The organism is Pontibacterium granulatum (assembly GCF_029961155.1).
Classification (GTDB): domain Bacteria; phylum Pseudomonadota; class Gammaproteobacteria; order Pseudomonadales; family Balneatricaceae; genus Pontibacterium; species Pontibacterium granulatum.
This window is the reverse complement of sequence record NZ_JASBRH010000012.1, coordinates 105,873-130,809: the sequence shown is the minus strand read 5'-3', so window position 1 is coordinate 130,809 and position 24,937 is coordinate 105,873. Positions and strand designations below refer to the sequence as shown.

Annotated in this window: 28 protein-coding genes; 3 read left to right on the top strand and 25 right to left on the bottom strand. The window is 54.0% G+C overall.

All coding sequences use genetic code 11. The annotated features are described in order from the left end of the window. Nucleotides 1-364 precede the first annotated feature (364 nt). From QKW35_RS13015 to QKW35_RS12995, 5 genes are all read right to left on the bottom strand, one after another. Nucleotides 365-970 carry a Yip1 family protein gene (locus QKW35_RS13015; protein WP_282353704.1) on the bottom strand — a complete coding sequence of 202 codons (606 nt, stop codon included), beginning with the start codon at nucleotides 968-970 and terminating at the stop codon, nucleotides 365-367. A 120-nt stretch (nucleotides 971-1,090) separates the two neighbouring features. Beyond that, on the bottom strand, nucleotides 1,091-2,002 hold the full coding sequence (cyoE, locus tag QKW35_RS13010) for a heme o synthase (protein WP_282353702.1): 912 nt from the start codon (nucleotides 2,000-2,002) through the stop codon (nucleotides 1,091-1,093). After that, entirely contained in the window at nucleotides 1,989-2,999 is a 1,011-nt protein-coding gene (locus QKW35_RS13005) for a COX15/CtaA family protein (protein ID WP_282353700.1), read from the bottom strand. The genes cyoE and QKW35_RS13005 overlap by 14 nt, the downstream gene beginning before the upstream one ends. A gap of 26 nt (nucleotides 3,000-3,025) precedes the next feature. Continuing rightward, nucleotides 3,026-3,520 (bottom strand): hypothetical protein, encoded by a 495-nt coding sequence (locus QKW35_RS13000; RefSeq protein WP_282353697.1) that lies wholly within the window; start codon nucleotides 3,518-3,520, stop codon nucleotides 3,026-3,028. Next, nucleotides 3,517-4,233: an SURF1 family protein gene (locus QKW35_RS12995; protein WP_282353694.1), complete on the bottom strand. Its 717-nt coding sequence runs from the start codon at nucleotides 4,231-4,233 to the stop codon at nucleotides 3,517-3,519. The genes QKW35_RS13000 and QKW35_RS12995 overlap by 4 nt, the downstream gene beginning before the upstream one ends. Before the next feature lie 35 nt (nucleotides 4,234-4,268). On the opposite strand from QKW35_RS12995, the gene QKW35_RS12990 reads away from it, so the two are divergent. Next, nucleotides 4,269-4,478, top strand: coding sequence for a twin transmembrane helix small protein (locus QKW35_RS12990; RefSeq protein WP_282353693.1), 210 nt, complete (start codon nucleotides 4,269-4,271; stop codon nucleotides 4,476-4,478). A gap of 18 nt (nucleotides 4,479-4,496) precedes the next feature. Here QKW35_RS12990 and QKW35_RS12985 read toward each other — a convergent pair whose 3' ends face one another. The 11 genes from QKW35_RS12985 to ilvC all read right to left on the bottom strand — a co-directional run bounded on the left by QKW35_RS12985 (nucleotide 4,497) and on the right by ilvC (nucleotide 14,538). Then, complete coding sequence (locus tag QKW35_RS12985) at nucleotides 4,497-5,381, bottom strand: cytochrome c oxidase subunit 3 (protein ID WP_282353691.1); 885 nt, start codon at nucleotides 5,379-5,381, stop codon at nucleotides 4,497-4,499. Continuing rightward, entirely contained in the window at nucleotides 5,378-5,956 is a 579-nt protein-coding gene (locus QKW35_RS12980; protein WP_282353689.1) for a cytochrome c oxidase assembly protein, read from the bottom strand. The genes QKW35_RS12985 and QKW35_RS12980 overlap by 4 nt, the downstream gene beginning before the upstream one ends. Before the next feature lie 31 nt (nucleotides 5,957-5,987). Further along, nucleotides 5,988-7,571, bottom strand: a complete 1,584-nt coding sequence (gene ctaD / locus QKW35_RS12975; RefSeq protein ID WP_282353688.1) for a cytochrome c oxidase subunit I — start codon at nucleotides 7,569-7,571, stop codon at nucleotides 5,988-5,990. An 18-nt stretch (nucleotides 7,572-7,589) separates the two neighbouring features. Continuing rightward, nucleotides 7,590-8,702 (bottom strand): cytochrome c oxidase subunit II, encoded by a 1,113-nt coding sequence (coxB, locus tag QKW35_RS12970; protein ID WP_282353687.1) that lies wholly within the window; start codon nucleotides 8,700-8,702, stop codon nucleotides 7,590-7,592. Between the two features lie 230 nt (nucleotides 8,703-8,932). Then, nucleotides 8,933-9,136, bottom strand: coding sequence for a DUF2970 domain-containing protein (locus QKW35_RS12965; protein WP_282353686.1), 204 nt, complete (start codon nucleotides 9,134-9,136; stop codon nucleotides 8,933-8,935). Nucleotides 9,137-9,303: 167 nt separating this feature from the next. Continuing rightward, nucleotides 9,304-9,939 carry a protein-methionine-sulfoxide reductase heme-binding subunit MsrQ gene (locus QKW35_RS12960; RefSeq protein WP_282353683.1) on the bottom strand — a complete coding sequence of 212 codons (636 nt, stop codon included), beginning with the start codon at nucleotides 9,937-9,939 and terminating at the stop codon, nucleotides 9,304-9,306. 15 nt (nucleotides 9,940-9,954) lie between these two features. Further along, on the bottom strand, nucleotides 9,955-10,962 hold the full coding sequence (msrP, locus tag QKW35_RS12955) for a protein-methionine-sulfoxide reductase catalytic subunit MsrP (protein WP_282353682.1): 1,008 nt from the start codon (nucleotides 10,960-10,962) through the stop codon (nucleotides 9,955-9,957). 129 nt (nucleotides 10,963-11,091) lie between these two features. Then, nucleotides 11,092-11,853, bottom strand: a complete 762-nt coding sequence (pssA, locus tag QKW35_RS12950; protein ID WP_282353680.1) for a CDP-diacylglycerol--serine O-phosphatidyltransferase — start codon at nucleotides 11,851-11,853, stop codon at nucleotides 11,092-11,094. 86 nt (nucleotides 11,854-11,939) lie between these two features. Next, nucleotides 11,940-12,677, bottom strand: a complete 738-nt coding sequence (locus QKW35_RS12945; protein WP_282353678.1) for a type 1 glutamine amidotransferase — start codon at nucleotides 12,675-12,677, stop codon at nucleotides 11,940-11,942. Nucleotides 12,678-12,794: 117 nt separating this feature from the next. Continuing rightward, the gene (locus QKW35_RS12940) at nucleotides 12,795-13,364 is read right to left on the bottom strand and encodes a protoglobin domain-containing protein (protein WP_282353677.1); all 570 of its coding nucleotides are present in this window, start codon (nucleotides 13,362-13,364) and stop codon (nucleotides 12,795-12,797) included. Nucleotides 13,365-13,521: 157 nt separating this feature from the next. Beyond that, nucleotides 13,522-14,538 carry a ketol-acid reductoisomerase gene (ilvC, locus tag QKW35_RS12935; protein ID WP_282353676.1) on the bottom strand — a complete coding sequence of 339 codons (1,017 nt, stop codon included), beginning with the start codon at nucleotides 14,536-14,538 and terminating at the stop codon, nucleotides 13,522-13,524. 168 nt (nucleotides 14,539-14,706) lie between these two features. Here ilvC and ilvY point away from each other — a divergent pair, with 168 nt between their 5' ends. Beyond that, nucleotides 14,707-15,579: an HTH-type transcriptional activator IlvY gene (gene ilvY, locus QKW35_RS12930; protein ID WP_282353708.1), complete on the top strand. Its 873-nt coding sequence runs from the start codon at nucleotides 14,707-14,709 to the stop codon at nucleotides 15,577-15,579. Between the two features lie 103 nt (nucleotides 15,580-15,682). Here ilvY and QKW35_RS12925 read toward each other — a convergent pair whose 3' ends face one another. The 6 genes from QKW35_RS12925 to QKW35_RS12900 all read right to left on the bottom strand — a co-directional run bounded on the left by QKW35_RS12925 (nucleotide 15,683) and on the right by QKW35_RS12900 (nucleotide 20,935). Next, nucleotides 15,683-16,078 carry an acyl-CoA thioesterase gene (locus tag QKW35_RS12925; RefSeq protein ID WP_282353675.1) on the bottom strand — a complete coding sequence of 132 codons (396 nt, stop codon included), beginning with the start codon at nucleotides 16,076-16,078 and terminating at the stop codon, nucleotides 15,683-15,685. Between the two features lie 81 nt (nucleotides 16,079-16,159). Beyond that, on the bottom strand, nucleotides 16,160-16,990 hold the full coding sequence (locus QKW35_RS12920; RefSeq protein ID WP_282353673.1) for a dienelactone hydrolase family protein: 831 nt from the start codon (nucleotides 16,988-16,990) through the stop codon (nucleotides 16,160-16,162). A 161-nt stretch (nucleotides 16,991-17,151) separates the two neighbouring features. Further along, nucleotides 17,152-17,805 carry an HAD family hydrolase gene (locus QKW35_RS12915; protein WP_282353672.1) on the bottom strand — a complete coding sequence of 218 codons (654 nt, stop codon included), beginning with the start codon at nucleotides 17,803-17,805 and terminating at the stop codon, nucleotides 17,152-17,154. A 133-nt stretch (nucleotides 17,806-17,938) separates the two neighbouring features. Continuing rightward, a complete protein-coding gene (gene phnN / locus QKW35_RS12910) occupies nucleotides 17,939-18,523 on the bottom strand; it encodes a phosphonate metabolism protein/1,5-bisphosphokinase (PRPP-forming) PhnN (RefSeq protein ID WP_282353671.1) in 585 nt (194 codons plus the stop codon). Between the two features lie 193 nt (nucleotides 18,524-18,716). After that, nucleotides 18,717-19,211: an acetolactate synthase small subunit gene (gene ilvN / locus QKW35_RS12905; protein ID WP_282353670.1), complete on the bottom strand. Its 495-nt coding sequence runs from the start codon at nucleotides 19,209-19,211 to the stop codon at nucleotides 18,717-18,719. Nucleotides 19,212-19,213: 2 nt separating this feature from the next. Beyond that, nucleotides 19,214-20,935, bottom strand: a complete 1,722-nt coding sequence (locus QKW35_RS12900) for an acetolactate synthase 3 large subunit (protein WP_282353668.1) — start codon at nucleotides 20,933-20,935, stop codon at nucleotides 19,214-19,216. A gap of 435 nt (nucleotides 20,936-21,370) precedes the next feature. Between QKW35_RS12900 and QKW35_RS12895 the strand changes: the two genes are divergently transcribed. Next, nucleotides 21,371-21,637 (top strand): hypothetical protein, encoded by a 267-nt coding sequence (locus QKW35_RS12895; protein WP_282353667.1) that lies wholly within the window; start codon nucleotides 21,371-21,373, stop codon nucleotides 21,635-21,637. Nucleotides 21,638-21,670: 33 nt separating this feature from the next. Here the strand turns inward: QKW35_RS12895 and QKW35_RS12890 are convergent, their stop codons facing one another. From QKW35_RS12890 to QKW35_RS12880, 3 genes are all read right to left on the bottom strand, one after another. Then, nucleotides 21,671-22,489: a sterol desaturase family protein gene (locus QKW35_RS12890; protein WP_282353665.1), complete on the bottom strand. Its 819-nt coding sequence runs from the start codon at nucleotides 22,487-22,489 to the stop codon at nucleotides 21,671-21,673. Nucleotides 22,490-22,770: 281 nt separating this feature from the next. Beyond that, nucleotides 22,771-23,742: an agmatinase gene (gene speB, locus QKW35_RS12885; RefSeq protein WP_282353664.1), complete on the bottom strand. Its 972-nt coding sequence runs from the start codon at nucleotides 23,740-23,742 to the stop codon at nucleotides 22,771-22,773. A 272-nt stretch (nucleotides 23,743-24,014) separates the two neighbouring features. Further along, the gene (locus QKW35_RS12880; protein ID WP_282353663.1) at nucleotides 24,015-24,911 is read right to left on the bottom strand and encodes a LysR family transcriptional regulator; all 897 of its coding nucleotides are present in this window, start codon (nucleotides 24,909-24,911) and stop codon (nucleotides 24,015-24,017) included. Between the last annotated feature and the right edge of the window lie 26 nt (nucleotides 24,912-24,937).

The following is a 24,937-nucleotide window of genomic DNA, read 5'->3' as shown; positions in this document are numbered from 1 at the left end:
GCGCATATTTTACTTCGCACCGTGTCGTTGTCAACCGTTTATTTGCAAGTTTTTCAAAAGTTTTTGAAGCTTGCCGGTGACGCCGACGGCTTAAAAGCCTTGTGCTAATTCACCTTGTAAATCAGCGACTTATTTAAGCCTCTCTGCCTGAGTGACTGAGCTGTTGAAGGCTGTTCTCTCAAGCGAGGAGGCGCATTCTACAGACCTCAGTTTGAGCGTCAACAGCCTTTTGAAAAAAACTTTAAAAAAGTGAAAAAAAGGCGAAATCTGAACATACAACGTACAGAGCCGTACAAATAATGCACAATTTCAATCTGTAGACGCAAGAAAAGCGCCTGATGGCGCTTTTCTTCCTTGGCTACGCTCAATATGCAGTATAGCTCAGCGGCACTAACGTACCCCAAAGCACAACAGTGGTAGCAATCAAGCCTACCAGCACACACAGCCCCACTGTGAGGATAGAGGTTGAGAAGAAGAATCCACGGTCTTCCGGGATCTGCATAATGATTGGCACACCGGTGTACAACAGGTAAACGGTATAACAAAGGGCGATCATGCCCACAATCACGTTAAACCATAGCATTGGATATAGACCGGCCAGACCGGACAGGAACAGCGGAGTCGCCGTGAATGTGGTTAGCACCATACATTCATCAAACGATACTTTGCCGCCATAGGTTTTTTCCATCCAGTGGATGGCGTAGGCAATCACCCCAACAGCAAACCACATCGCAAAGTAGAACGCGATCGCTGCCATAAAGGCACTCATCACTTCGAGCCGGACATAGTCGGTACCGGCAACACTCCACCCGATCTGGGTCGTACCGATAAACAACGATACGGCCGGAATTGCCGCCAGGATACTGATTTGAGCGACGAATACATGGAAGGTTGAATAGTGCTCCTTGCGTATCATTCCCCATTCATCTTTAGGGTGATACAAGATTCCCATCATATGTTGCAAAAACATGAGGCTACCCCCTCAGGTGCCGCACTTCCCTTTTGCGAGTACACCTAGTTAAAGTTGAGTGATCATCGTTTAGGTTTTACTCCATTTCCTTCTGGTTTCAGGAAGTTGTTATTCAAAGCTTTAGCCGATGGGCATAGCGGTGGCGAAATGATCCACCAGCAACACCACAAAAAATAGCATGATGTAGTTGATGCTATGACGAAACATTTTCATGGGCTCGCCTACTACGCGTTTGCTGTATACGCGCCATGCCCAATACATAAACCGTGCATTCAACACCACCACACCCAGCAGATAGAGCCCACCTGACATACCGGTCAGGTAAGGCATCAACGTGCATAGCACCATTATCACTGAGTAGAGCAAAATTTGCAGTCGGGTGTAGTCCTCACCGTGGGTGACCGGCAACATGGGAATACCAGCTTTGGCATAGTCTTTCTTACGCGCGATGCAGAGCGCCCAGAAATGGGGCGGTGTCCAGGCGAATATGATCAACACCAGCAGCAGGCCATTTGGATCCAACTGACCTGTCACAGCAGTCCACCCCAGCAATGGGGGCGCTGCACCGGCGATACCACCTATCACAATATTTTGCGGCGTAGCACGCTTCAGGTAGACGGTATAGATCAGCGCATAACCGATCAACGAAGCCAGCGTCAGCCAAGCTGTCAGTGGATTAACCAACACCACCAACATACCGATTCCAACAGTACCGATGAGAGCTGCGAACATGAGTGCTTTTTGCGGAGAGAGTTTGCCCTGCGGCAGCGGGCGACTCTGCGTACGCGCCATCTGCTCGTCAATGCGGCGATCCATGACATGGTTCACAGCGGCAGCACTGCCTGCGGCTAATCCAATCCCGATCGTGCCGAACAACACGGCATCCCAAGCGGGTACCCCCGGTGCAGCAACAAACATACCCACAATTGCGGTCAGCAACATAACTGCCACGACCTTCGGCTTGCACAGTTCCAGATAGTCACGCCAACCGGCATGTTCGATAGCAACAGCCATCACTTTATCGTTGCGCATGACGAACTCCCTCCTTTTGCAAACCAACCCGGCTATACAGCCATAACAGGCTGAGCAACAGGGCAACCGCACCGCCGTGATGGGCAATCGCCATGTATCTTGGCAGCCCCCAGGCGACGTTCAGCATTCCCAGCACATTCTGGGTAATAACGATCAGTGCAATAAAGCCAATTGGTGCCAACAGCATGCGCTGTTTTCTTAACACCAGGCACAAAATAAACAGGTACGCGGTTACGGCCAGCGCCCCTATACGGTGAACGATCTGAATGGCCGCCCGGGATTCGCGGTCCTTTAAACCACCCTCGTGACTCTGGCCATCAAACCGCGGCAGTGAAAAGCCCCCTTTATAATCAAAACTGACTTTTTCGCTCCGCTCACACATTAGCCAATCGGTACATGCCCAACCTGCGTAATTTGAACTGGTCCAGCCACCCAGCATGATCTGTCCAAACAACAGTGCTGCACCGATAACAATCCAGCGTTTATGACTCACCACACCCTGCGGTTTAACCTGTTGATAGATCCGTTTGAGTTTGTAGCGCAACACAAACAACAGGCTGAGAGTCAACAACCCGCCCAGCAGGTGAATTGTCACCACCTGGGGTAGCAGTTTCATAGTGACCGTCCACATACCAAAGGCGGCCTGCAGAATCACCAATACCACTAGGCCAACAGACAGTAGCAACGGATAATCATTTCGGTAGCGTTCCTTCCAACCCAGATACGCCAGCGCGGTGATCAGCACCCCCAGGGTGCCAGCAGCGTAGCGGTGGACCATCTCTAACCAGCCTTTGACCTCCACCAGCGGCTGATCCGGATAAAACTGTTGAGCAGATTCCAGCTTGGCTTTATCCACAGGCAGGATCATCTCACCGTAACAACCCGGCCAATCCGGACAGCCAAGACCCGCATCGTTGATTCGCGTCCAAGCCCCCAGCAGTACCACCACCAGTGCCAACACAATTGCGATATGACAGAGCCGGATCACCCTTTCCATGATACGTTCCCCTTACTTCAGCAGGCCTACCCAATCTTAGAGAGTTTCAATAAACGCTTGAGGTCCTTCAGCAACCCCTGGGGTGGCTGCTCCAATGGATAACGCATTACCAGGTTACCCAGTGGATCAACCACCCATATGCCGCCACCAATTGCCTCTATATGTTCGGTGGCCAACATATGGCTATCCGCAGCAGGAACACCGCTGACCATATGCCACTGCACGCGGTCGCGCTCCTTACCCAGCGCCAAGTGCAAATTTGGCAGCACGTCTTTCCAGCTATCGCAGGCGGCATTGCAGGTGTCATAGGTCAGCAGCAACTGCCAATCGCCGCTATAGACCCACTGCTCACCGGCTGCATCCTCGATCTCCCAGTCTTTCAACTCTTCCCCCGGCGTTAGCAAGTCACCGTGGTTGGTTTTAGCCTGCGGAATACCCACCTGACCGAAATACATCACCATTGCCAGCGCCATCGGGATAAAACCCACACCCCACACCAGCCAAAATGTTCCCTTGTTCATACATCCACCTCCCCGTTGCGCAACTTGTGGAGGTTCCAGACGATCAATCCCATCAACACCACAGCCATCACAAACCACTGCAGCGCATACGCCTGATGTTTCTCCGGTTGCATCACCGTAGGCTTCCAGCTCAGATCCAGATTCTCGATTACTGGATCATCCGGGCGTATCACCCACGGCATCAACTTCAGCCCCAGTTGCTGCTCCAACCTGCTGATCTCCAGGCGTTGCAGCCTTCGTGGCCAACCCTGCTGCGAACTGCTTTCAGCGAGCACCAGCAGCTTCGATGGTTCAGTTAACCGACCTGAGACGGTAACCGTTCCCTCAGGTAGTACTACTTCAGGATAGATCCGACGATCCTGATTCGCCTGTATCCAGCCAAGATTGACCAGCACCGGCGTGGCCGCCTCCTGTGGATAAAACAGGGCAACCACTTCGTAACCCACTTTTCCTGCGCGGATTCGGTTATCGAGCAGAAGCCATCGCTGCCGGTCAAACTCCCCCTGACTTTCAATGGAGGAAAACAGCACAAGATCGAGCGCTGCCAACGTATGGATCTGCGAGGCCGGACGGTGCCAGCTTTCTAACAGCTGGCTTTTCTGCTTGGCCCGGTCCAGCTGCCAAAAGCCTAAACCCACCAGAACCGGCCACAGCAGCAGCGCCATCGCCAACAACATCCACTTGAAGCGCCGCTTACTCTGAACTTTACTCACAGTGTCATCCCTTTCTTAGGCCTCAGGACTCCGCCATGTTTAAAGTGCTCCTTGTTGTGCTTTTCTTTGCCGCCGTGATCAGTCTGTTTTCCGGTCTGTTCTTTATCCTTAAAGACCAGGGCCAGTCCGGGCGTACCGTCAAAGCCCTCTCCCTGCGCGTCCTATTTTGCATCCTGCTGCTTCTGGTAATCGCCTACGGCATCCTCAGCGGCAACCTGACACCTCATAACCCCTGGACAGGTTGATCGCAGCAAGTATGCCCCTTAGAGGATGTATACAAACAGGAATAAACCCACCCACACCACATCCACGAAGTGCCAATACCAGGACACAGCCTCAAAGCCGAAATGGTGATCCGGGTTAAAATGTCCACGCATCACACGGACCCAGATCACCAGCAACATGAAGGTACCCAGGGTCACATGGAGACCGTGAAAACCGGTCAGGATAAAGAAGGTGGCCCCGTAGATACCTGCATGCAGGGTAAGCCCCAGCTCCTCATACGCCACGACATATTCTTCCGCCTGGAAGTAGACAAACACCGCCCCCAGCAGAATGGTCGCGGCCAGCCAGATCACGATGGCATCACGTTTATTCTTTCTCAGCGCATGATGCGCCAGGGTAACGGTCACGCTGGAGCTGAGCAGCAATACCGTATTCAGCAATGGGATGTGCCAGGGATCGATGATCTCTTTTGGCCCTGGAAACGTCTCCATGTCCGGCGTAGACATCAGCGGCCACTGCGCTTCAAAACCCTGCCAAAGCATATTGCTGATTCCCTTCTCACCTTCACCACCCAACCAGGGCACGGCGAGGTTACGGACATAAAACAGTGCGCCAAAAAACGCCGCAAAGAACATCACTTCAGAGAAGATGAACCAGCTCATACCCCAACGAAAAGACTTGTCCATCTGATCGCTGTACATGCCCGCCATACTCTCCTTGATCACATTGCGGAACCAACCGACCAGAATCGCCGCCAAAAACAGCGCCCCGATCAACAATGAGAATCCCGAAAAGCCAGAAACCTCCTCTTTCCCAAGACTGTTGATATATCCACCGGCACCAATCGCCATCAGGAACAGCGACAAGGACGCCAGGATTGGCCAGCGGCTCTGGTGGGGAACGTAGTAGCTTTGCGTGCTCATAGCATGAACCTCCGCATCGATGGCTGCCCGTTGCGATAGCTCGCCTGCAGCTGCGGTGTGATATCAAACAAAGTGTAGGAAAGCGTAATGGTAGTGATGTGCTCCGGCAGCTCCGGATCGATCACAAACAGCAACGGCATCTCCCTGGATTGCCCCGGCTCCAGTGTCTGACGTTCGAAGCAGAAGCAGTTGATCTTCTGCAGATACTCTGCAGCTTCCGCCGGTGCCACCGACGGTACTGCCTGGGCGACCATGTTCTGCCCGGTAGGGTTGTAAGCCAGGAACGCGGTTTGCCCGGTCAGTCCGGGATGGATGGTCATGGCGGCGGTGATCGGCTCAAACTGCCACGGCATCGCTTCATTGTTTACCGCGATCAGCTGCAGGTTGATCTCCCGGCTGCGATCCACCTGCATTGGCTCGGCCGCTCCTGTGCGGGTCACCTTGCCGTTGAGGCCGGTGATATCGCAGAACACGTCGTAAAGCGGCACCAGGGCAAAACCAAAGCCAAACATCAGCATGGAGCCCAGTACCAGCTTACGCACCAGTTTTATATTTTCGTTCTGGAGTTGTGCCATACAGCACCTCCCCTCTCTTTATTTCACCTGTCTATTTCACCAAGGGTGGCTGCGCAAAGGTGTGGTACGGCGCAGGTGACGGCACCGTCCATTCCAGACCTTCGGCCCCCTCCCATACCTGCGCAGTGGTGTGCCGTTTGACTCGAATACACTGGATCACGTTGTACACCAGCAGTAACTGGGACAAACCAAAGATAAAGGCCCCCACAGAGGCAACCGCGTTAAAGTCGGCAAACTGCAGGGCGTAATCCGGAATACGGCGCGGCATCCCGGCCAGACCCACAAAGTGCATCGGGAAGAAGGTAATATTCACACCAATAAAGCTGAGCCAGAAATGCAGCTTGCCCATCCCTTCGTGGTACATGTTACCGGTCCACTTCGGCAGCCAGTAATACACCCCCGCCATAATGGAGAACACAGCCCCCGGCACCAGCACATAGTGAAAATGCGCCACCACAAAGTAGGTATCGTGGTACTGGAAGTCAGCCGGCGCGATCGCCAGCATCAGACCGGAGAAACCACCGATGGTAAACAGCACCACAAAGGCGAGCGCAAACAGCATCGGGGTTTCAAACGTCATCGAACCACGGAACATGGTGGCCACCCAGTTGAACACCTTCACCCCGGTCGGTACCGCAATCAGCATGGTGGAGAACATAAAGAACAACTCCCCGGCCAGCGGCATACCCACGGTGAACATATGATGCGCCCACACGATAAATGAGAGGAAGGCGATGGATGCGGTTGCATACACCATGGAGGCGTAACCAAACAGTTTCTTACGGGCGAAGGTTGGGATGATTTGGCTGACGATCCCAAACGCCGGCAGGATCATGATGTACACCTCAGGATGCCCGAAGAACCAGAACACATGCTGGAATAGTACCGGGTCACCGCCACCGGCAGCGTTAAAGAAGCTGGTACCGAAGTGGATATCCATCAACATCATGGTCACCACGCCCGCCAAGACCGGCATCACGGCAATCAGCAGGAATGCCGTAATCAACCAGGTCCACACGAACAGCGGCAGTTTCATCATGGTCATGCCGGGTGCACGCAGGTTAAGAATGGTGGCGATGATGTTGATCGCCCCCATGATTGAACTGATCCCCATCATATGCACGGCGAAGATGAAGAAGGTCACACTCGGCGGTGCATAGGTCGTGGACAGCGGCGCATAAAAGGTCCAGCCGAAGTTGGGCGCACCGCCCTCCATAAACAGCGTGGAGACCATCATGCTGAAGGCAAACGGCAGGATCCAGAAGCTCCAGTTATTCATGCGCGGCAACGCCATATCCGGCGCGCCTATCATCAGCGGCACCATCCAGTTGGCCAACCCCACAAAAGCGGGCATGACGGCACCAAACACCATGATCAGACCGTGCATGGTAGTCATCTGGTTAAAGAAGTTCGGGGCCATCAACTGCAGTCCCGGCTGGAACAGCTCTGCCCGGATACTGAGTGCCATACAGCCGCCCAACAGGAACATGATCAGACTGAACCAGAGATACATCGTACCGATGTCTTTGTGGTTGGTGGTGTATAACCAGCGGGTTATACCGCGGGCCGGACCGTGATGTTCTTCGGTCTCAACAGTTTGCTCCAGAGTACCCATCTGCACGCTCCTGTCGCTCTACTGTTTCAGCTTGCTGATCTGGGCAGGTGTGACCAGATCACCCGAGTTGTTACCCCAGGCATTACGCTCATAGGTAATGACCGCTGCCAGCTCAACCGCGTCAAGCTGATCACGAAATGCCTGCATCGCCGTACCGGCCTTGCCGTTGAGCACTACATCTATATGCGCTGAGGGTTCGGCCACCATGATCGGATTGTTCTTCAGTGCAGGGAACGCACCCGGGATACCTTCGCCGGTCACCTGATGGCAAGCAGCACAGGTCCGGTTGTAGACCTCCTCCCCTTTCTCCATCAGATCTGCCAGCGTCCAGTCCTGGGTCGCTGCGTCACTGGCCTGGGCTTTGGCCTGTTTCATCTCCGCCAGCCAGAGCTTGTAGTCCTCCTCGCTGCGCACATCTACCACGATGGGCATGAAGCCGTGGTCCTTACCGCACAGCTCTGCACACTGGCCACGGTAGATGCCAGGCTCAGTCACGACGGTCCAGGCTTCATTGATGAATCCGGGGATCGCATCTTTTTTCACCGCCAGACCCGGCACCCACCAGGAGTGGATCACATCGTTTGAGGTCAGCAGCAAGCGCACTTTTTTGCCGACCGGAATGACCAGCGGGTTATCTACTTCCAGCAGGTAGTGCTCGCCTTTTTCCGATTCATTGGCGATCTGCTCCCGCGGGGTGGAGAGCGATGAAAAGAAATCGATGTCCTCACCCAAGTAGTGGTAGCGCCACTTCCACTGGAACCCCGTTACCTGAATATCCAGCTCTGCCTCGCCCTTGTCGTACATCTTGATCAGGGTTGCTGTGGCAGGCACCGCCATACCGATCAGGATAAAGAACGGCACGATGGTCCAGATAATCTCGACCAGGGTGTTTTCGTGAAAATTGTGCGCTTTGGCACCGCGGGATTTTCGGTGATTGATGATCGAATACAGCATGATGCCGAACACGACCACACCGATTGCCACACAGATCCAGAAGATGGTCATGTGCAGATCATAAACCGCGCGACTGATCTCAGTGACGCCCGGCATCAGATTGACTTGCCACTCGGCATACGCCGATGGCGATAGGATTAAGCCCAGTAGGGCAAGTCCCCTTCCTATTAATGTCATGCTCCAGGCCCTCTTGCATCCACGCAAAAAAGCCCGTCGAAATCCTAAAAGTCACACTATGGCGCTGTACAGCAATCTCAACGTCGGTAGTGGTAGGATTACGGCAGGCTTACGCTTGTTGCCTGAGCTCCGTCCCAGATTCCTACCAGTCCGCTTGGTTTTTGAAGTATAGCAGTCCTGAATTTTTCGCAAGTTGGATTTTCAGATTCAGGTAATCACACGCGTCGGTTTCACGCTCCGGCCATCGATAAGGCCCAGGTCACCAGCAAGATCACAAAGGCTACAAACAAGGCCATCACCACTACACCCAGCAGCATCCAGGTCCAGGTATGACCGGCGGAGAAATCCCGCGTGTGATTTTGGGAGGACTGCACCCCGAACATAGCGGCCAGGGCACTTAGAAACATCTGAAAAATTGTGGGCTTCTCTGACATAAGAACCTCCTGACAGTTGGGTATCGACCGTCTTTTCAGGACGTTACGTCAGGGGCACTATAATGGCCTACATTGCAGAGCAAGACAGTAAAACGGATAGCAGAATAATCACGTAACGTCTCTCCTCTCAGTCTGGCACAGATTTGCAGGGATGCTTAGAACGGCGATTAAGCCGCACGTGCAGCCTGCATCACCCGAACTTTCTTCTGCAGATAGAAGTACACACGACTGCCAAGCAGTACAGTCAGGATGGCACCGTACAGCAGTTGCTCGCCAAAGTCAGAGCGGATCTGCCAGATGATATGCACCATCACCAGCAGCGCAATCGGGTACACCAGTTTGTGCAGGCGCAACCAATTACGCCCCAAGCGACGCTGCATGCCCCGGGTAGAGGTCACACCCAGCGGAATCAGCAGTAACAATGCGGCGGCCCCCACCACAATGTAAGGTCGCTCGACCAACTCTTGCAACAACAGATCCCAGCGCCAGCCAAGGATGAAGGCAGCAAATGCGAGCAGGTGCACAACGGCGTAAAACAGACTGTAGAGACCCAGCATGCGGCGATAGCGCATCGGCCAGCTGAACGTGAACATCCGTCGCAACGGTGTAATCGCCAGGGTGATCCACAGCAGGTTGATCGCCCAGATACCGGTCTCGTGCACTATTTCCTGGGCCGGATCTGCCCCCAGATTAAAGATCCAGGCGTTGTAGGTCAGCAGTCCCAGTGGCACCAGCGGCAGCAGAAAAACCAGCCACCACTCTGCGTACCTCAACCACCTGGATTTCGTCTTAGCCTTTGCCATAACGTCTCTACCCGATCAGTACCACTTCTTCAGGTCCATACCCCGATACAGCTCGGCCACCTCTTCGGCATAACCGTTAAACGGCAGGGTATCGATGCGGTTTGGATGAAACAGCGACGACGGCAAACGACGCTCGCTCGCCTGACTCCAGCGTGGATGGGCCACCGCCGGGTTCACGTTGGAATAAAACCCGTACTCCTGCGGTGCCATCTGGTTCCAGGTGGTTTTTGGCATCTTATCGGTCAGGCGGATACGCACGATCGACTTGATACTCTTGAAGCCGTATTTCCATGGCACCACCAGGCGCAGCGGCGCACCGTTTTGCGGCGGCAGTGCATTGCCGTACACACCCACCGCCAGCATGGTCAGCGGATGCATCGCCTCGTCGATACGCAACCCCTCTACGTAGGGCCACTCCAACGTACTGAAACGGGATCGCTGCCCCGGCATCTGCTCTGGGTCGTACAGGGTGGTGAACTCCACGTATTTGGCCTTGGAGGTTGGCTCAAACTTTTTCAGCAGGTCGCCCAGTGATAGCCCCACCCACGGCACCACCATAGACCAAGCCTCCACACAACGCAGGCGGTAGATACGCTCTTCGAGCAAGTGTGGCTTCACCAGGTCTTCCAGGTTATATACACCCGGCTTACCCACCTCACCACTGATCTCCAACTTCCAGGGATCGGTATTGAAGTTCTGTGCGTGACGCGCCGGATCTTTTTTACCCGTACCGAACTCATAGAAGTTGTTGTAACTCATCACGTGAAAGTATGGCGTCAGCTGCTCGTCAGTCACATACTGACCGTTACGCACACTTTCACGGATCTTCTGCTGCAGCCAGTCAGGCCCTCGGTAGATAGGCAAGTCCTTCTCCGCCTCGTATTCAGGAATCGCATTCGCCGCCCCGGTTGCCAGCAAGGCAGCGGTCCCTAGCGCCCCGCGCATAAAGTGACGGCGGTTGAGGTACACCGATTCAGAGGTGATTTCCGAGGATTTGATCGAGTCTGGCTTCTTTATCAGCATGGCGGCATCCACTGTCGAATGTATGAATGGTTGCAGGTTACCCCGCCTAACTGAAACTATCCTGAAAAGCCTCCCGGCTTCAAACACAAAAAAACCGGCACACGGCCGGTTTTTTTGAGAACGCTAAGATCAGATCTTCTTGCGCTTGCGTAGTACCCACAGCATCGGGCCAGACAGGGCATACCCCAGCAACAGCAGCCACAGGAACGTAGGTGGGCTGATGGAAATAACCGCCAAACCCAACACAATCGCCGCCAGAATGATAAATGGTACCTTACCTTTGAAGTCCACATCCTTGAAGCTGTAGTACAGCACGTTGCTGACCATCAACAGACCCACCGCAGCAACAAAGAGCGCAATCAGGTAGGCATACGGGCCACCGTCCACATCGTACTCCACCGCAGCCCAAACCATACCCGCAACAGACGCGGCCGCCGCCGGGCTTGGCAGGCCGATAAAGTAACGTTTATCCACAGAGCCGATCTGGGTATTAAAGCGCGCCAGTCGCAGCGCCGCACCCGCTACATAGATGAATGCCGCAAACCAGCCCAGCTTGCCGATATCGCTCAGGACCCAGTTGAAGGCAACCAGTGAAGGCGCCACACCAAAGGAGACCATATCGGAGAGGGAGTCATATTCTGCACCAAACGCACTGGAGGTGTTGGTCATCCGTGCCACACGACCATCCAGGCCGTCGAGCACCATCGCAACAAAGATCGCAATGGCTGCATTTTCGAAGTGACCGTTCATGCTGGCGATAACCGCATAGAAGCCTGAGAACAGTGCACCTGTGGTAAACAGGTTTGGCAGCAGGTAGATTCCCCGACTACGAGGCTTCGGAGATTCCGGCTCGTTGCTCTCCGGGGTTGGATTATCCGGTTGCTCTGTCATTCTGTTTTCTATTCCTAAATACATGAAGAGCGGACATTCTACTGTGCCCGCCTACGATAGCTCAAATAGAGCCGCTCAAATGAGAATCAACCAAGCAGAACGCGGTCGACGAACTTCGCCACCAACTGATTGGAATCGGGGGTTTCCACCGCCGAGCTCAGCACCCGATCCAGGTGCCCATCGCCATCGGTGTAGTGGGCCTTGTAGTGGGTCAGACGCTCGACCAGGGTGCGCTTATCCACTTCAGGGTGGAACTGAAACGCCCAGAACGGTTTGTTTTTCACACGCAGTACGTGGATGCACTGACTGGTGTAAGCAATTACTTCGCAGCTATCCGGCACATCTTTGGCGTACTGACGGTGCACAGACACCGCGTGAAAGCCGTTTGCCACATCCTTGAACAACGGATCATCCAGCGAAGTATCAGTCAGCAAAATCGGCAGCGTGCCCATCTCGAAGTCATCGTCTTTGTGCAGGATCTCCCCACCCAAAGCCAACACCACCAACTGGAAACCAAAGCAGGACGCAAACACCGGTTTGTTGATCTCGGCACAGCGACGCAGCAACGCCTGGCTGGCTTCGACAAACGGGAACTCATCCGGCTTCAGAACATTGGCTTCACTAGCCCCGCCCACAAACAGCGCGTCATAATCATCCGCTACCGTATCGGAAAATTCAGGGGTATCGAAAACATTCAGCACCTCAATCTGCTGCGGTTGCAAACCACTGTACGCTGCGAAGCTCGCATGCTCCTCTTCGCGCACTTTCCCGCCTTCGCGGATCTGCAATAGCAAGACTTTCAGGTTCTGCCGTGATTTACCCATGATCGCTCCCCTTGGGGCTGTGTTAGCAACGTGAATTTAGCATGGCTGCCTTAATGGTATACGAAGTTTCGCATAAGGCAGCATACTGCAAAATGCCAGACTGCGACCCGCAATCGATCAGTCGGACTCGCGGTATGCGTTTGCCAGGTTGTCGAACAGTTTACGACTCATACCGGTGATTGCCAGAAAACGCTCCAGCTCTTCCGCCAGCAATGAGGTCTGGTAAGACTCCTGCATGATGATAAGCGAGTAACCGGTCACCGCATTGACCGCGCGCATCATACGTCCCATCGTGACCGGATCATCAGCGTACACTTCTGCCAGCACGGGACACAGATGGTTGTTGATCAGGACGATACCACTGGACATAAACTCTACCGGCAGCTTAACACGCACGTGCACTTCACCCACGTGGTGCATGGCTTGAGCAAAGTCTGTGTCGTAAGGGCCACTGAAGATGCGTTCGAGCCACGCCTGATGTGTACGCTTCAGGCTATCCAGACGCCCCTCCAGGAATTTCAGCGCAGCCGGGATTTTCTGGAGATCCGCATAAAAGCCATCGGTTACTTTGCCGAGATGTGGAATCAACTTTACGCCTTCAGCAAGTAACAGCGCTTCATCTTCCGCGGTAAACCCCGCATAGCCCTTTCCATGCTCCGCCAGTGCGGCGAAATCGATATCGCTCATCGCTTCTCCCTTAGTACAAGCTGCGTTTTGAGCGACGAATTTTAAAGCATCCAAGCCACAACTTCAGCTCAAATGGGCGCAAAGTCCCCGAAGGTAGCCCCAAAACAGAAAAGGCCGGCATAAAGCCGGCCTTTCTTCAGATCAGACTGGAAAACGCTTAGTTTTTCTCTTTGTCTACGATCTTGCTAGCAGCGATCCATGGCATCATCGCACGCAGCTTCTCACCAGTCTCTTCGATTGGGTGCGCAGCGTTGTTACGACGACGAGCAGTCATGGATGGGTAGTTAGTTTGGCCTTCCGCGATAAACATCTTCGCGTACTCACCGTCCTGGATGCGTTTCAGAGCGTTGCGCATAGCTTCGCGAGACTGTTCGTTGATAACTTCAGGACCAGTCACGTACTCACCGTACTCCGCATTGTTGGAGATGGAGTAGTTCATGTTCGCGATGCCGCCTTCGTACATCAGGTCAACGATCAGTTTCAGCTCATGCAGACACTCGAAGTAAGCCATTTCTGGAGCGTAACCCGCTTCAGTCAGGGTTTCAAAGCCCATCTTAACCAGCTCAACCGCACCACCACACAGTACAGCCTGCTCACCGAACAGGTCAGTTTCAGTCTCATCTTTGAAAGTGGTTTCGATGATACCGGAACGGCCACCACCAACGCCCATAGCGTAGGACAGCGCCAGGTCTTTCGCGTTGCCGGAAGCGTCGCGGAAGATAGCGATCAGGTCAGGGATACCACCGCCTTTAACGAACTCGGAACGTACAGTGTGACCAGGCGCCTTAGGAGCAACCATGATTACGTCCAGATCAGCGCGTGGCTCAACCTGGTTGTAGTGGATGGAGAAACCGTGTGCGAACGCCAGAGTAGCACCCTGCTTGATGTTCGGCTCGATCTCTTCTTTGTACAGCTGGCCCTGGAATTCATCAGGCGTCAGGATCATTACAACGTCAGCTGCAGCAACTGCATCAGCAACGTCAGCAACTTTCAGACCGTGAGCTTCTGCTTTAGCGCGGGAAGAGGAGCTAGCGCGCAGACCAACAGTTACGTCTACACCGGAATCCTGCAGGTTGCACGCGTGCGCGTGGCCCTGAGAACCGTAACCGATGATGGAAACTTTTTTGCCCTGGATGATAGAAAGATCACAATCTTTATCGTAATAAACCTGCATGGTAAATCACCTGAAAATATTTGGGTTAATTAGGGGACCCGGTACAACGGCACCACAGCAAATCCATGCATGCCCCGAATCGATGTGGCTACTTTAGGCGAATAATCGCATTGCGTAAACTGATATATATGCAATATTACGTGCCGATTTATGCAATACTTATCCATTATGGATACACGCCTGCTAAAACTCTTTCTCAGCCTTGCCGACACCCTGCATTTTGGCCGTGCCAGCGAGCTGAACCACATCAGCCCTTCCGCACTCTCCCGCAGCATCAAACAGCTGGAAGACGAGGTTGGCGTTGCCCTGTTCGAGCGCAATAACCGTACGGTAACCCTCACCCACGAAGGTGAACTGTTCCGCGACTACGCCCGCGAAGCCCTGCTGCAGTGGGACGTGATCCGCGATGCCCTGATGGAGGAAGCGGAAGAACTGCACGGCGAGATCAGCGTGTACTGCTCCGTTACCGCCAGCTACAGCTTCCTTTATGACATTCTTAGCCAGTTCCGCCTCAACCACCCGGGTGTCGAGATCAAGCTGCATACCGGCGATCCGGACCACGCCATCGGCCACATCCTCTCAGGCGGCGAAGACATCACCATCGCCGCCAAACCCGATCCACTACCAGCAGGTATCGCGTTTAAGCCAATCGCCATCTCACCGTTGGTGTTTATAGCCCCCACAGAACAGGGCAACCTGGAGCCCCTGCTGGTACAGGAAGACTGGGCTCAGATCCCGATGATCCTTCCCGAGAGCGGCGTGGGCCGTAAACGCGTGGACGAGTGGTATGAAGAACGCAGCCTGACACCCACTATCTATGCCCAGGTGGCCGGTAACGAAGCGATCGTATCGATGGTGAGTCTGGGATTTGGTGTGGGCGTGGTGCCACGCATCGTGCTCGACAACAGCCCACTGGCGAACAAGGTGCAGGTACTGGATGTACAACCGGAATTGGAGCCCTACGAAGTGGGCCTGTTTGCCCTGGAAAAGAAACTAAAAAGCCCGCTGATACGGGCCTTTTGGGAGCAGCTCAAAGGCTGAACATCTCTTTTAGCAGCGGTCTTTTATGCCCTTTGAGGGTCGACCACGACAACCCGCAGATGATTATCATATGTCGCCCTCGGAGAGGGCTGCTACAAACGCTTTATTCTTCGAACAACGACTCCAAATCCGGCGACAGATACGGACGACCGCGCTCGTTCAGGGCGGTACCGGTCACCAGACCTTCCACACACACTTTTTCGTCAGACAGACGGATCACTCGTTGGCGGAAGCCGAACTTCACCTTGCTCAGGCGCTCGACCGTTACTTCCACCACAAAACGATCGCCGCTTTTGAGGGAGGCTTTGTAGTCCAGCTCGGAGCGGATCACGACCAGGTGGATGCCCTGCTCGGCCAGTGCGGCAAAGTCCACGTTCTTCTCCAGCAGGAACTCATGACGGGCGTGTTCCAGGTAGTTAAAGTAGACGCCGTTGTTAACGATGCCCTGCATATCCAGTTCGTAGTCACGAACTTTCATCTCGATACGGAAAGGAGTCATGATCTCGCCTTCTAAATTCAGTAATCAGGCAACGATACAGGACTCCTGTGATAACTCAATGTCGATCGGCTGACCACGCCATCAGGTCAGATGCTGGTGCAGGAACGTCAGTGTGCGTGTCCAGGCCAGCGCGGCATCGTCTTCGTCGTAGCGTGAGCCGGTTGGATTGGCAAAAGCATGATCGGCGGTGTACCAGTGGATGGTGAGGTCGTCCTTACCTGCTTTCTCCATCTCCCGCTGGAACTGCCCCACCATTTCAGCGTTGATCCGTTTATCCAGCGTACCAAAGTGCCCCATGACCGGACCTTTTAAGGCTTTCAGTTCTTCCGCCGAGCGCTTCACACTGCCGTAGTAGATGATGGTGGCATCGACCGGTGCGGCCAGAGAAGCATTCAGCGACCAACCTCCACCAAAGCACCAGCCCAGGGTGCCTACCTTTCCGTTACTTTGTTTATGGTTGCGCAACCAGTCGACCCAGCCAGCCAAGGCTTCAGTCGCCCAAGTGCTATCCATCGCCTGACGGTATTCATTGGCGTCTTCTCGGGTAGAGGCCACCTTGCCGTTATAGAGATCCACCGCCAGTGCCATAAAACCCGCCTGGGCGAGGTCGTTGGCCACCGCCTTGATCTGGTCGTTCAGCCCCCACCATTCATGGATCAGGATAACCGTTGGCAGGTTCTCTTTAACTTTTTTCGGCATTGCCAGATAAGCACCTGCGGTTTTGCCGCTCTCCAGTTCCAGCGTCACCATCTGCAGTGTATGAGCAGCGGACTGGGCCAATACCGGATCTGCCAACACCACCGCCAGCGGTAGGGTGATCATCCCCTTCAGAAAGGCACGGCGCTTGTCATCAGCTACTTTTGGCAGGGGTTTGTCGGATTTGTGTTCATTGCAGGACTTCAGATCACACATGGGGCATCCTCCTCGGGGCAGATGTGCTTCTAAGGGTCTGAGAACGTGCTGGGTTGCACGAACGATCACTCGTACGCAGTCCAGAATAAAGCGGAGCATCAAGTGAGATCATTCATGCCTGTAAGGCTAGCAGAGCAAGATCGCCCTGCACTGATTTAGACTTACAGAAGGGCCTTGATCCAGCGACCGGCAGCAGCCAGATCCGGTACTTCCACAGCAGCTGAGGAGAAATCATGACTGGCGGAGAATGGGTTGCGGATCGCCACGGTGCGGATCCCCGCAGCAGAGGCTGCAGTCACACCCGCCTGGGTGTCTTCCACCGCTACACACTCTTCAGCACGCAACCCCATCAGCTCTATTGCCGCCAGATAACTGGCCGGGTTGGGTTTGTTTTCGATCACATCGTCGCCGGTCACAACCTGTTCAAACAGGTCAGTCCAGCCGTGCCCCTTGAGAGACGCTTCCACACACACCCGCTGCGAGCCGCTAACCAGACCCAAACGCAGGTTTTCGGCCAGCTCGCGCACCACCAAGTCCGCACCTTCAATCTGCGGGAAACAACCGGATGCCAAAAACAGCTCCGTATGTCTGAGTTTGGCGTCCACCAATGTATCCACACTTATATCCAGACCACGCAGCTGGATGATCAGCTCGGCATTCTGCTCACAGGGTACGCCCAGCAGCCCCTGCCAGTATTCGTCGTCGGTGATAAAGCCGCCATAAGGCTCCACCGCCCGGCGCCACAGCTCCATATGGGTGGATTCGGAATCGACCAGGGTACCGTCGTGGTCAAACAGTACGGCTTTGAGGGACATAGATATCTCCACCGAAACAGTTTCAGAAGTAGAAATGAAACACTCCTGTAGGGCAGTCTCGGAGCATGGGAACGAGAAGATAGATAATTGTACGTTGGTTGTCCTACAACGACGCCCAACATACGCATCCAATTCAATGTGTAGCGCGGACAGCCTTCAGCTGGTTAGGCGCCAGGGTTTCAATCAGCTTGAGCAGCTCGTGGATACCCTGCTCCAGGTCGCCATTGTTATCAATGCGCTGGATGCTGTCCGGCATGCTGTCGACGATCTGTTGGTGACGTTGCAGGCGACGACGGATCTCCTCTTCACTCTCGCGACCACGCTGGCTCAGGCGTTCGTAAAGAGAGTCCGGATCCACTTCCACCAGCACCGGAATCAGGTTCGGGTAGCTGGCCATGGCGATCTGCAGATATTCACGCGAGCCGTTGATGACCACGTTCACGCCTTTGCTCAGCCAGTCATCCACTTCCGAGCCAATGCCATAGCTGTAGCCGTGGGAGTACCATTGCATGGCAAACATGCCCATGTTGGCACGCATATCAAACTCTTCGGGTGACAGGTGGATGTGATTTTCACCGCCGACGTTGGCGGCACGTGTGATGTAACGATGGGCAACAAAGCAACCGTGGTTTGGCTGTAAACGTTTGCGACAGCCTTCCAGCAGGCTGTCCTTACCGCTGCCGGATGCGCCTACCAGATAAAGTAGCTTTCCATTCATGTAACAGGTTCTCGTGCGAGCAGATCGCTTTTTACACAGTTAAGGTAACTCCAAGAGTAATGCTGTCATGCGAGAAAAACTAGTGGCTTTACGTGGTTACCTTGATGCAGCAACAGGATTCATTTTTCAGGACGGGACACAGGCATAAAAAAAGCCGCTCAAAGAGCGGCTTTCTGTACGGATATGCAACCGATTACAGGCTCAGCACCTTCTCACCGCGGGCAATACCGGATACACCGGAACGCACCACTTCAAGAATGCTGGCGCCGGACAGCGCTTCGATAAACGCGTCCAGTTTGCTGCTGGAACCCACCATCTGCACGGTGAAGGTGTTCTGAGTCGCATCAATGATCTGACCACGGAAGATATCCGCAGTGCGTTTGATCTCGGCGCGCACAGTACCGTTGTTAGCCTTCAGTTTGATCATCATCAGCTCGCGCTCGATGTGTTCGCCTTCGGTCAGGTCCACAACCTTCACTACGTCGATCAGCTTGTTCAGCTGCTTGGTGATCTGCTCAACTACACGATCATCGCCGATGGTAGTCACGGTCAGACGGGACAGCGTCTCGTCATCGGTCGGTGCTACCGTCAGGGACTCAATGTTGAAGTTGCGCTGAGAGAACAGGCCCACTACGCGGGACAATGCGCCCGGTTCGTTTTCCAGAAGTACAGAAATAATATGGCGCATGATTAAGTTCTCTCCGTTTTGCTCAACCACATATCACGCATGGAACCACGTGGTACCTGCATTGGGTATACGTGCTCGAACGGATCTACCGCGATGTCCATGAATACCAGACGATCTTTCATGGCAAACGCTTCGCGCATTGCGCCTTCCAGATCAGCGTACTTATCCACCTTCATTCCGACGTGACCGTAGGATTCAGCCAGTTTCACAAAGTCCGGCAGAGACTTCATGTAGGACTGTGAGTGACGGGACTCATAGTTCATATCCTGCCACTGACGCACCATGCCCAGAGACTGGTTGTTCAGGCAGATGATCTTCACCGGAATATCGTACTGGCTACAAGTGGATAGCTCCTGGATGTTCATCTGGATACTTCCCTCGCCGGTTACACAGGCAACGTCGGCGTCTGGGAAGTTCATCTTCACACCCATTGCTGCTGGCAAACCAAAGCCCATGGTGCCCAGACCACCGGAGTTGATCCAACGGTTCGGGTGGTTGAACTTGTAGTACTGCGCCGCGTACATCTGGTGCTGACCTACATCGGAACATACGTACGCATCACCGTTGGTGATGGTATCCAGCATCTCGATAACCTGCTGCGGCTTCATCAGCTCGGAGTCATCAGTACGGTAACGACCACCATGGCGACCACGCCACTCTTCGATCTGCTCCCACCAGGACTTCAGTGACTCCGCATCCAGTTGCTTGGTGGATGCTTTCACGATGCTCAGCATCTCATCCAGTACGATCTTCGCAGGACCTACAATCGGAATGTCTGCGCGAATCGTCTTGGAGATGGATGCTGGATCGATGTCCACGTGGATGATCTTCGCCGTTGGACAGAACTTGTCTGTACCGTTGGTTACACGGTCATCAAAACGTGCACCGATGTTCAGGATCACATCCGCATGGTGCATCGCCATGTTGGCTTCATAAGAGCCGTGCATCCCCAGCATACCCAGGTTGTGCCTATCACGACCGGCCAGCGCACCCAGCGCCATGAGCGTGTTGGTCGTCGGCACGTTGGTCAGGTTAATCAGCTCACGCAGCTCTTCAGATGCCTGACCGATAACCACACCACCACCCGCCAGGATCACCGGGCGCTTAGCGCTCAGGAACAGGTCCATCGCTTTCTTGATCTGACCTGCGTGACCACGGTTGATCGGGTTGTAAGAACGCATTTTGACGTTCTTCGGGTACTCGTACGGGAAACGATCAGTCGGAGTGGTCATATCCTTAGGGATATCCACAACAACCGGACCCGGACGACCCGTTTGCGCAATGTGGAACGCTTTACGGATAATGGTCGGAATATCTTCCGCACGCTGAACACTGAAGTTGTGCTTAACGACCGGACGGGAGATACCCAGCATGTCCGTTTCCTGGAATGCGTCCTCACCAATCAGGTGACTCATTACCTGACCGGTAATCACCACCATCGGAATAGAGTCTGTATACGCGGTTGCAATGCCGGTAATAGCATTGGTTGCACCCGGGCCTGATGTTACCAGCGCGACGCCGGCCTTGCCGGTAGCACGCGCATAAGCATCCGCCATATGAGTTGCAGCTTGCTCATGACGCACCAGTACATGCTGTACATCTTCCTGCTGGAACAAGGCATCATACAGGTGCAGCACGGAGCCACCCGGATAGCCATAGATGTACTCAACACCCTCATCTTTAAGGGCGCGTACCACCATTTCTGCGCCTGAAAGTAATTCCACTGTTTCACCCTCTCACTGCGTCGGAATCAATCCGACAAACTAAATTTCTGCAACGAATGAACGTAGCCTGCCCATCAGACGATGGTGACGTCTTTATAGGTAAACTTATAAATAACCGTTCCTGATAAACGAGACACAAGCGGCTCACGTTCGGGTGCTCGCCAAGTCTGAGGATCTCTCAGCCGGCAGACCTTCAGGAAGTTAAGCGGCATACTTAACTCCGCCGGGGCGTTCGGGGTGGCCTAATAACCCAAGGTCGGAAGAAAATTGGCCTCAATTCTCGCATTTAGAAAGACGTTGATCAACCGGCAACCAGCGAAAATAGGGAGATGCAGAGAGTTCAGGTTCGAGTTATAGTGAGGAAAAACCCGCAGGCGATACCTACACAGCAATTTATTGCGGGAATCTATATCAGTTTAGCCTAGGAGCACGTCAATGAGCGTCTCAGAAATTAAGAATAAAGAACGCGTAATCAACGAGTTAATGCTCTTTATCCGTAAAGTCCTGTCCGAACCAGAGATTTGTGAAAAAGCGATCGAGATTGCCCGCAAGCACATCAGCGAACCTAACGCCGATGTCCTGATTGCAGACGAGCTGTCATCCACTACCAACGTGAAGATCCCGGTAGAGCACAGTGACGCAGACAAGCTGTTCCTGCAGGTTCTGAAAGACGTAGTACGCGACGAAACCGCGCTGTACTAATTGGTACATTCAGCAGAGGCGGTCCTGCCTCTGCTACTTCCCTTGCCGTCTGAACGGCAGCCATAAAAGCCCCGGCAACCACTGGGTTACCTTCGGATCATCAAACCCTTCCACTCCAATTCTCATGCCCCGCTGACCGGCGTCCGGCTGTGCCTTATAGGTACCAAAGAGGCGATCCCACCAGGGCAGATTAAACCCAAAGTTGCTATCGGTTTCATCCAACTGACGTGAATGATGGACCCGGTGCATATCCGGTGTGACCAGCACCAGTCGCAGATAACGATCCAGCGTGGCTGGCAAACGGATATTGCCGTGATTGAACATCGCTGCGCCGTTCAGGATCACCTCAAACAAGATCACCGCCAGCGGAGCTATGCCCAGTACGCAGATCAGCATGAACTTGATCAACATGGAGAGGATGATTTCAATCGGGTGGAAACGGGCACCGGTAGTCACGTCGTAATCCAGATCCACATGGTGCACCCGGTGCAGACGCCAGAGGACCGGCACATGGTGAAACAGAACATGCTGGGCATAGATCGCCAGATCCATCAGCAGCAGGCTCAGTACCAGGCTAACGGCCAGCGGTAACTCGATCAGGTTGAACAGGCCCCAGCCTTTATCCAGCCCCCACACCGCCACACCCACCGCAGCAGCCGGGAACAACAGACGCAGGATAAAGCTGTTGAGAAACACCAATCCCAGGTTATTGCTCCAGCGCAGCAGCCTGGGAACCCGCAACTCACGACGCGGTGCCAACAACTCCCACACGGCCACGAGTACGAGAATGCCCAAAAAACAACTCAGGCGAATGGAGGTTTCGTGGGTGGTAATAAAGGAGGCAAAGTCCATTGCGGCTGTCCGGTGTTACTGATGTCTGTCTTCTACGACTGTAACGCGGAAACCGGTGGATGAGAACCGGCACTATGTCGGGCATCGCTTCGCGATGGCCGACCTACGTGTGATGTAGGTTGGTCTGAGCGCAACGAAGCCCAACACCGTGATTGCGGGGAAGTTAATGACGAGCACTAAGACGCCCAACAACGAAAAGCCCATCGGTGCGACGATATAGCATAAAAAAGCCCCGGTGGGATTGGCTCCCGCCGGGGCTTCATAACGATTCAGGTTACCTATCAGCCTTCCGCTTTCGCACGTTCGCCGCGGGCGTGGAAAACGTAACCGATCAGGTTCATCAGGACCTGCGCCGCCAGGATGCTGGTGGAGCCGGTCTGGTCGTAATCCGGTGCTACTTCACACAGGTCGATACCCACAACTTCACCCTGCTTGGCGACACCCTGCAGCACTTCCATCACCTCGTAGTAGGTGAAACCACCGTGGCTTGGGGTACCGGTGCCCGGTGCGATGGACGGATCGAAACCGTCGATATCGATGGTGATGTAGTAGTTCACTCCTTTCGGAATCAACGCCAGCACACCTTCAGGACCCAGACGACGCACATCACGTACAGACAGCACGGTGGAACCGGCATCTTCTGCAGCCTTGTGGTCGGTACGGTTAGAGGAGGAAACGTTGCGGATACCCAGCTGGGTCATACCGGTTACGAACTCTTTCTCGGAGGCACGGCGGATCGGGTTGCCGTGACCAAAACGCACACCGTGACGCTCATCCACAAAGTCCAGATGGGCATCGATCTGGATGATGTGCAGCGGGCCCTTTTCTTCAAAGGCACGGATGATCGGTGCGTTCACGGAGTGGTCACCACCCACAACCACCGGCAGCGCGCCCGCTTCCAGAATCTTGCGTACACCGTACTCGATATTTGCGTGGCTCTTTTCGGTGTTGGTGTGCACCATGTCGGCATCACCGATATCCACAATATCCACGCCTTCCAGATACATTACGTCATCTTCGTGATCGTAGGCACCACTGTGGCCAAAGGAGAACAGGGTAGATGCTTCACGCACAGCACGCGGCCCCATGCGGGCACCGGAGCGCCACTGGGTACCGCAATCGAACGGTGCCCCCATGAAGGCGACGTCGGCTTTGATATTATCCCAGTCTTCACAGGTACGGCTTTTGGCAAAAGTACAAAAGCCAACAAATGGCAGGTTCAAGCGGCCTTCTTCGTAAGCGTTATTACTCATATTATTCTGCAACCTTACTTTGTCGCCCGATGCATAAGCACCGGCCGGGTGTTAACGGAACGCTTGTGCGCCAACGTTGAGACGGCTATCTGTTTTGGCTCACAGCCAGATCAGTATTGCAAAGGCGGTTACTTTCAAAAATATAAAACTTGAAATGTTCACATCACAAAATTCTATATAAACAACATCTGGCAGGTCGCTTAACACCACATAAAGCCATAGAAAAACAAGGGGATAGCTGCCGCCCAAACGGGGGCGGCACAGGCGGAAAATTAACGCTTATTCAGGGCTCTGATTGAGGCTTCGATATCATCCACAAAGACGCGAGTGATGTTCTTGGGCTCGGGCGAGGATCGCACCGCTAACTGGAAGTCAGAGCTCCAGTTCAGTCCAAGATGCTCCAGTGCGCGCATCTCACCACGGTCCACCCACTGCCTCGCATAGTGCACCGGCAGGAAGCCCATAAAGCTACCACTGCTGATCAGTATTGCCTGCGCTTCCATATTGGAAACCGATGCGGTGTTGTGGTTTTTGCGGAAATATTGCAGATCGGTCTGTTGCAGATAGGTGCGGGAGGAGATCGGATACTTGCGCAGGGATTCCATCGTGATCTCCTCTTCCGGCATCTCAAACAACGGATGCCCTTTACCGCAGTAGAACTTATGCGCTTCGGTATACAGGTGGCGGTAACGGATCGCACTGTGACGGTTGGTAAAGATACCAATCGCCAGGTGGATATTACCACTAAGCAACTCGCGTTCCAGGTCCTCCGGCGATAACACCGTTAATGACAATGACACATCATTGTCCCGACTGTAGAAGCGGTTGATCGCTTCGGGGATCGGGAATTCTCGATTAGTCACCGTGTTGTCAATCAGCCCGACCCGCAGCACACCGGTCAGTTTGTTACGCAATTCACCCAGGTCCGCATCAAAATCGTTGATCATGTTCAGCATCTCACGACACTTGCGGTAGGTGATCTCACCTTTTTCCGTCAGGCTGAAACCACTGCGGCCACGGTTACACAGCTGAAATCCCAGCCGGATCTCGAAGTCGCGGATATGGGTACTGATCGCCGGCTGGCTCATGCCTAATGCTGCCTGCGCGCCCACAAAGCCCCCATATTCCACGACAGTACAGAAGGTTTTCATATGTTTTATGGAATGCATAAGCCGCTATAACCCTATTTTTTTAA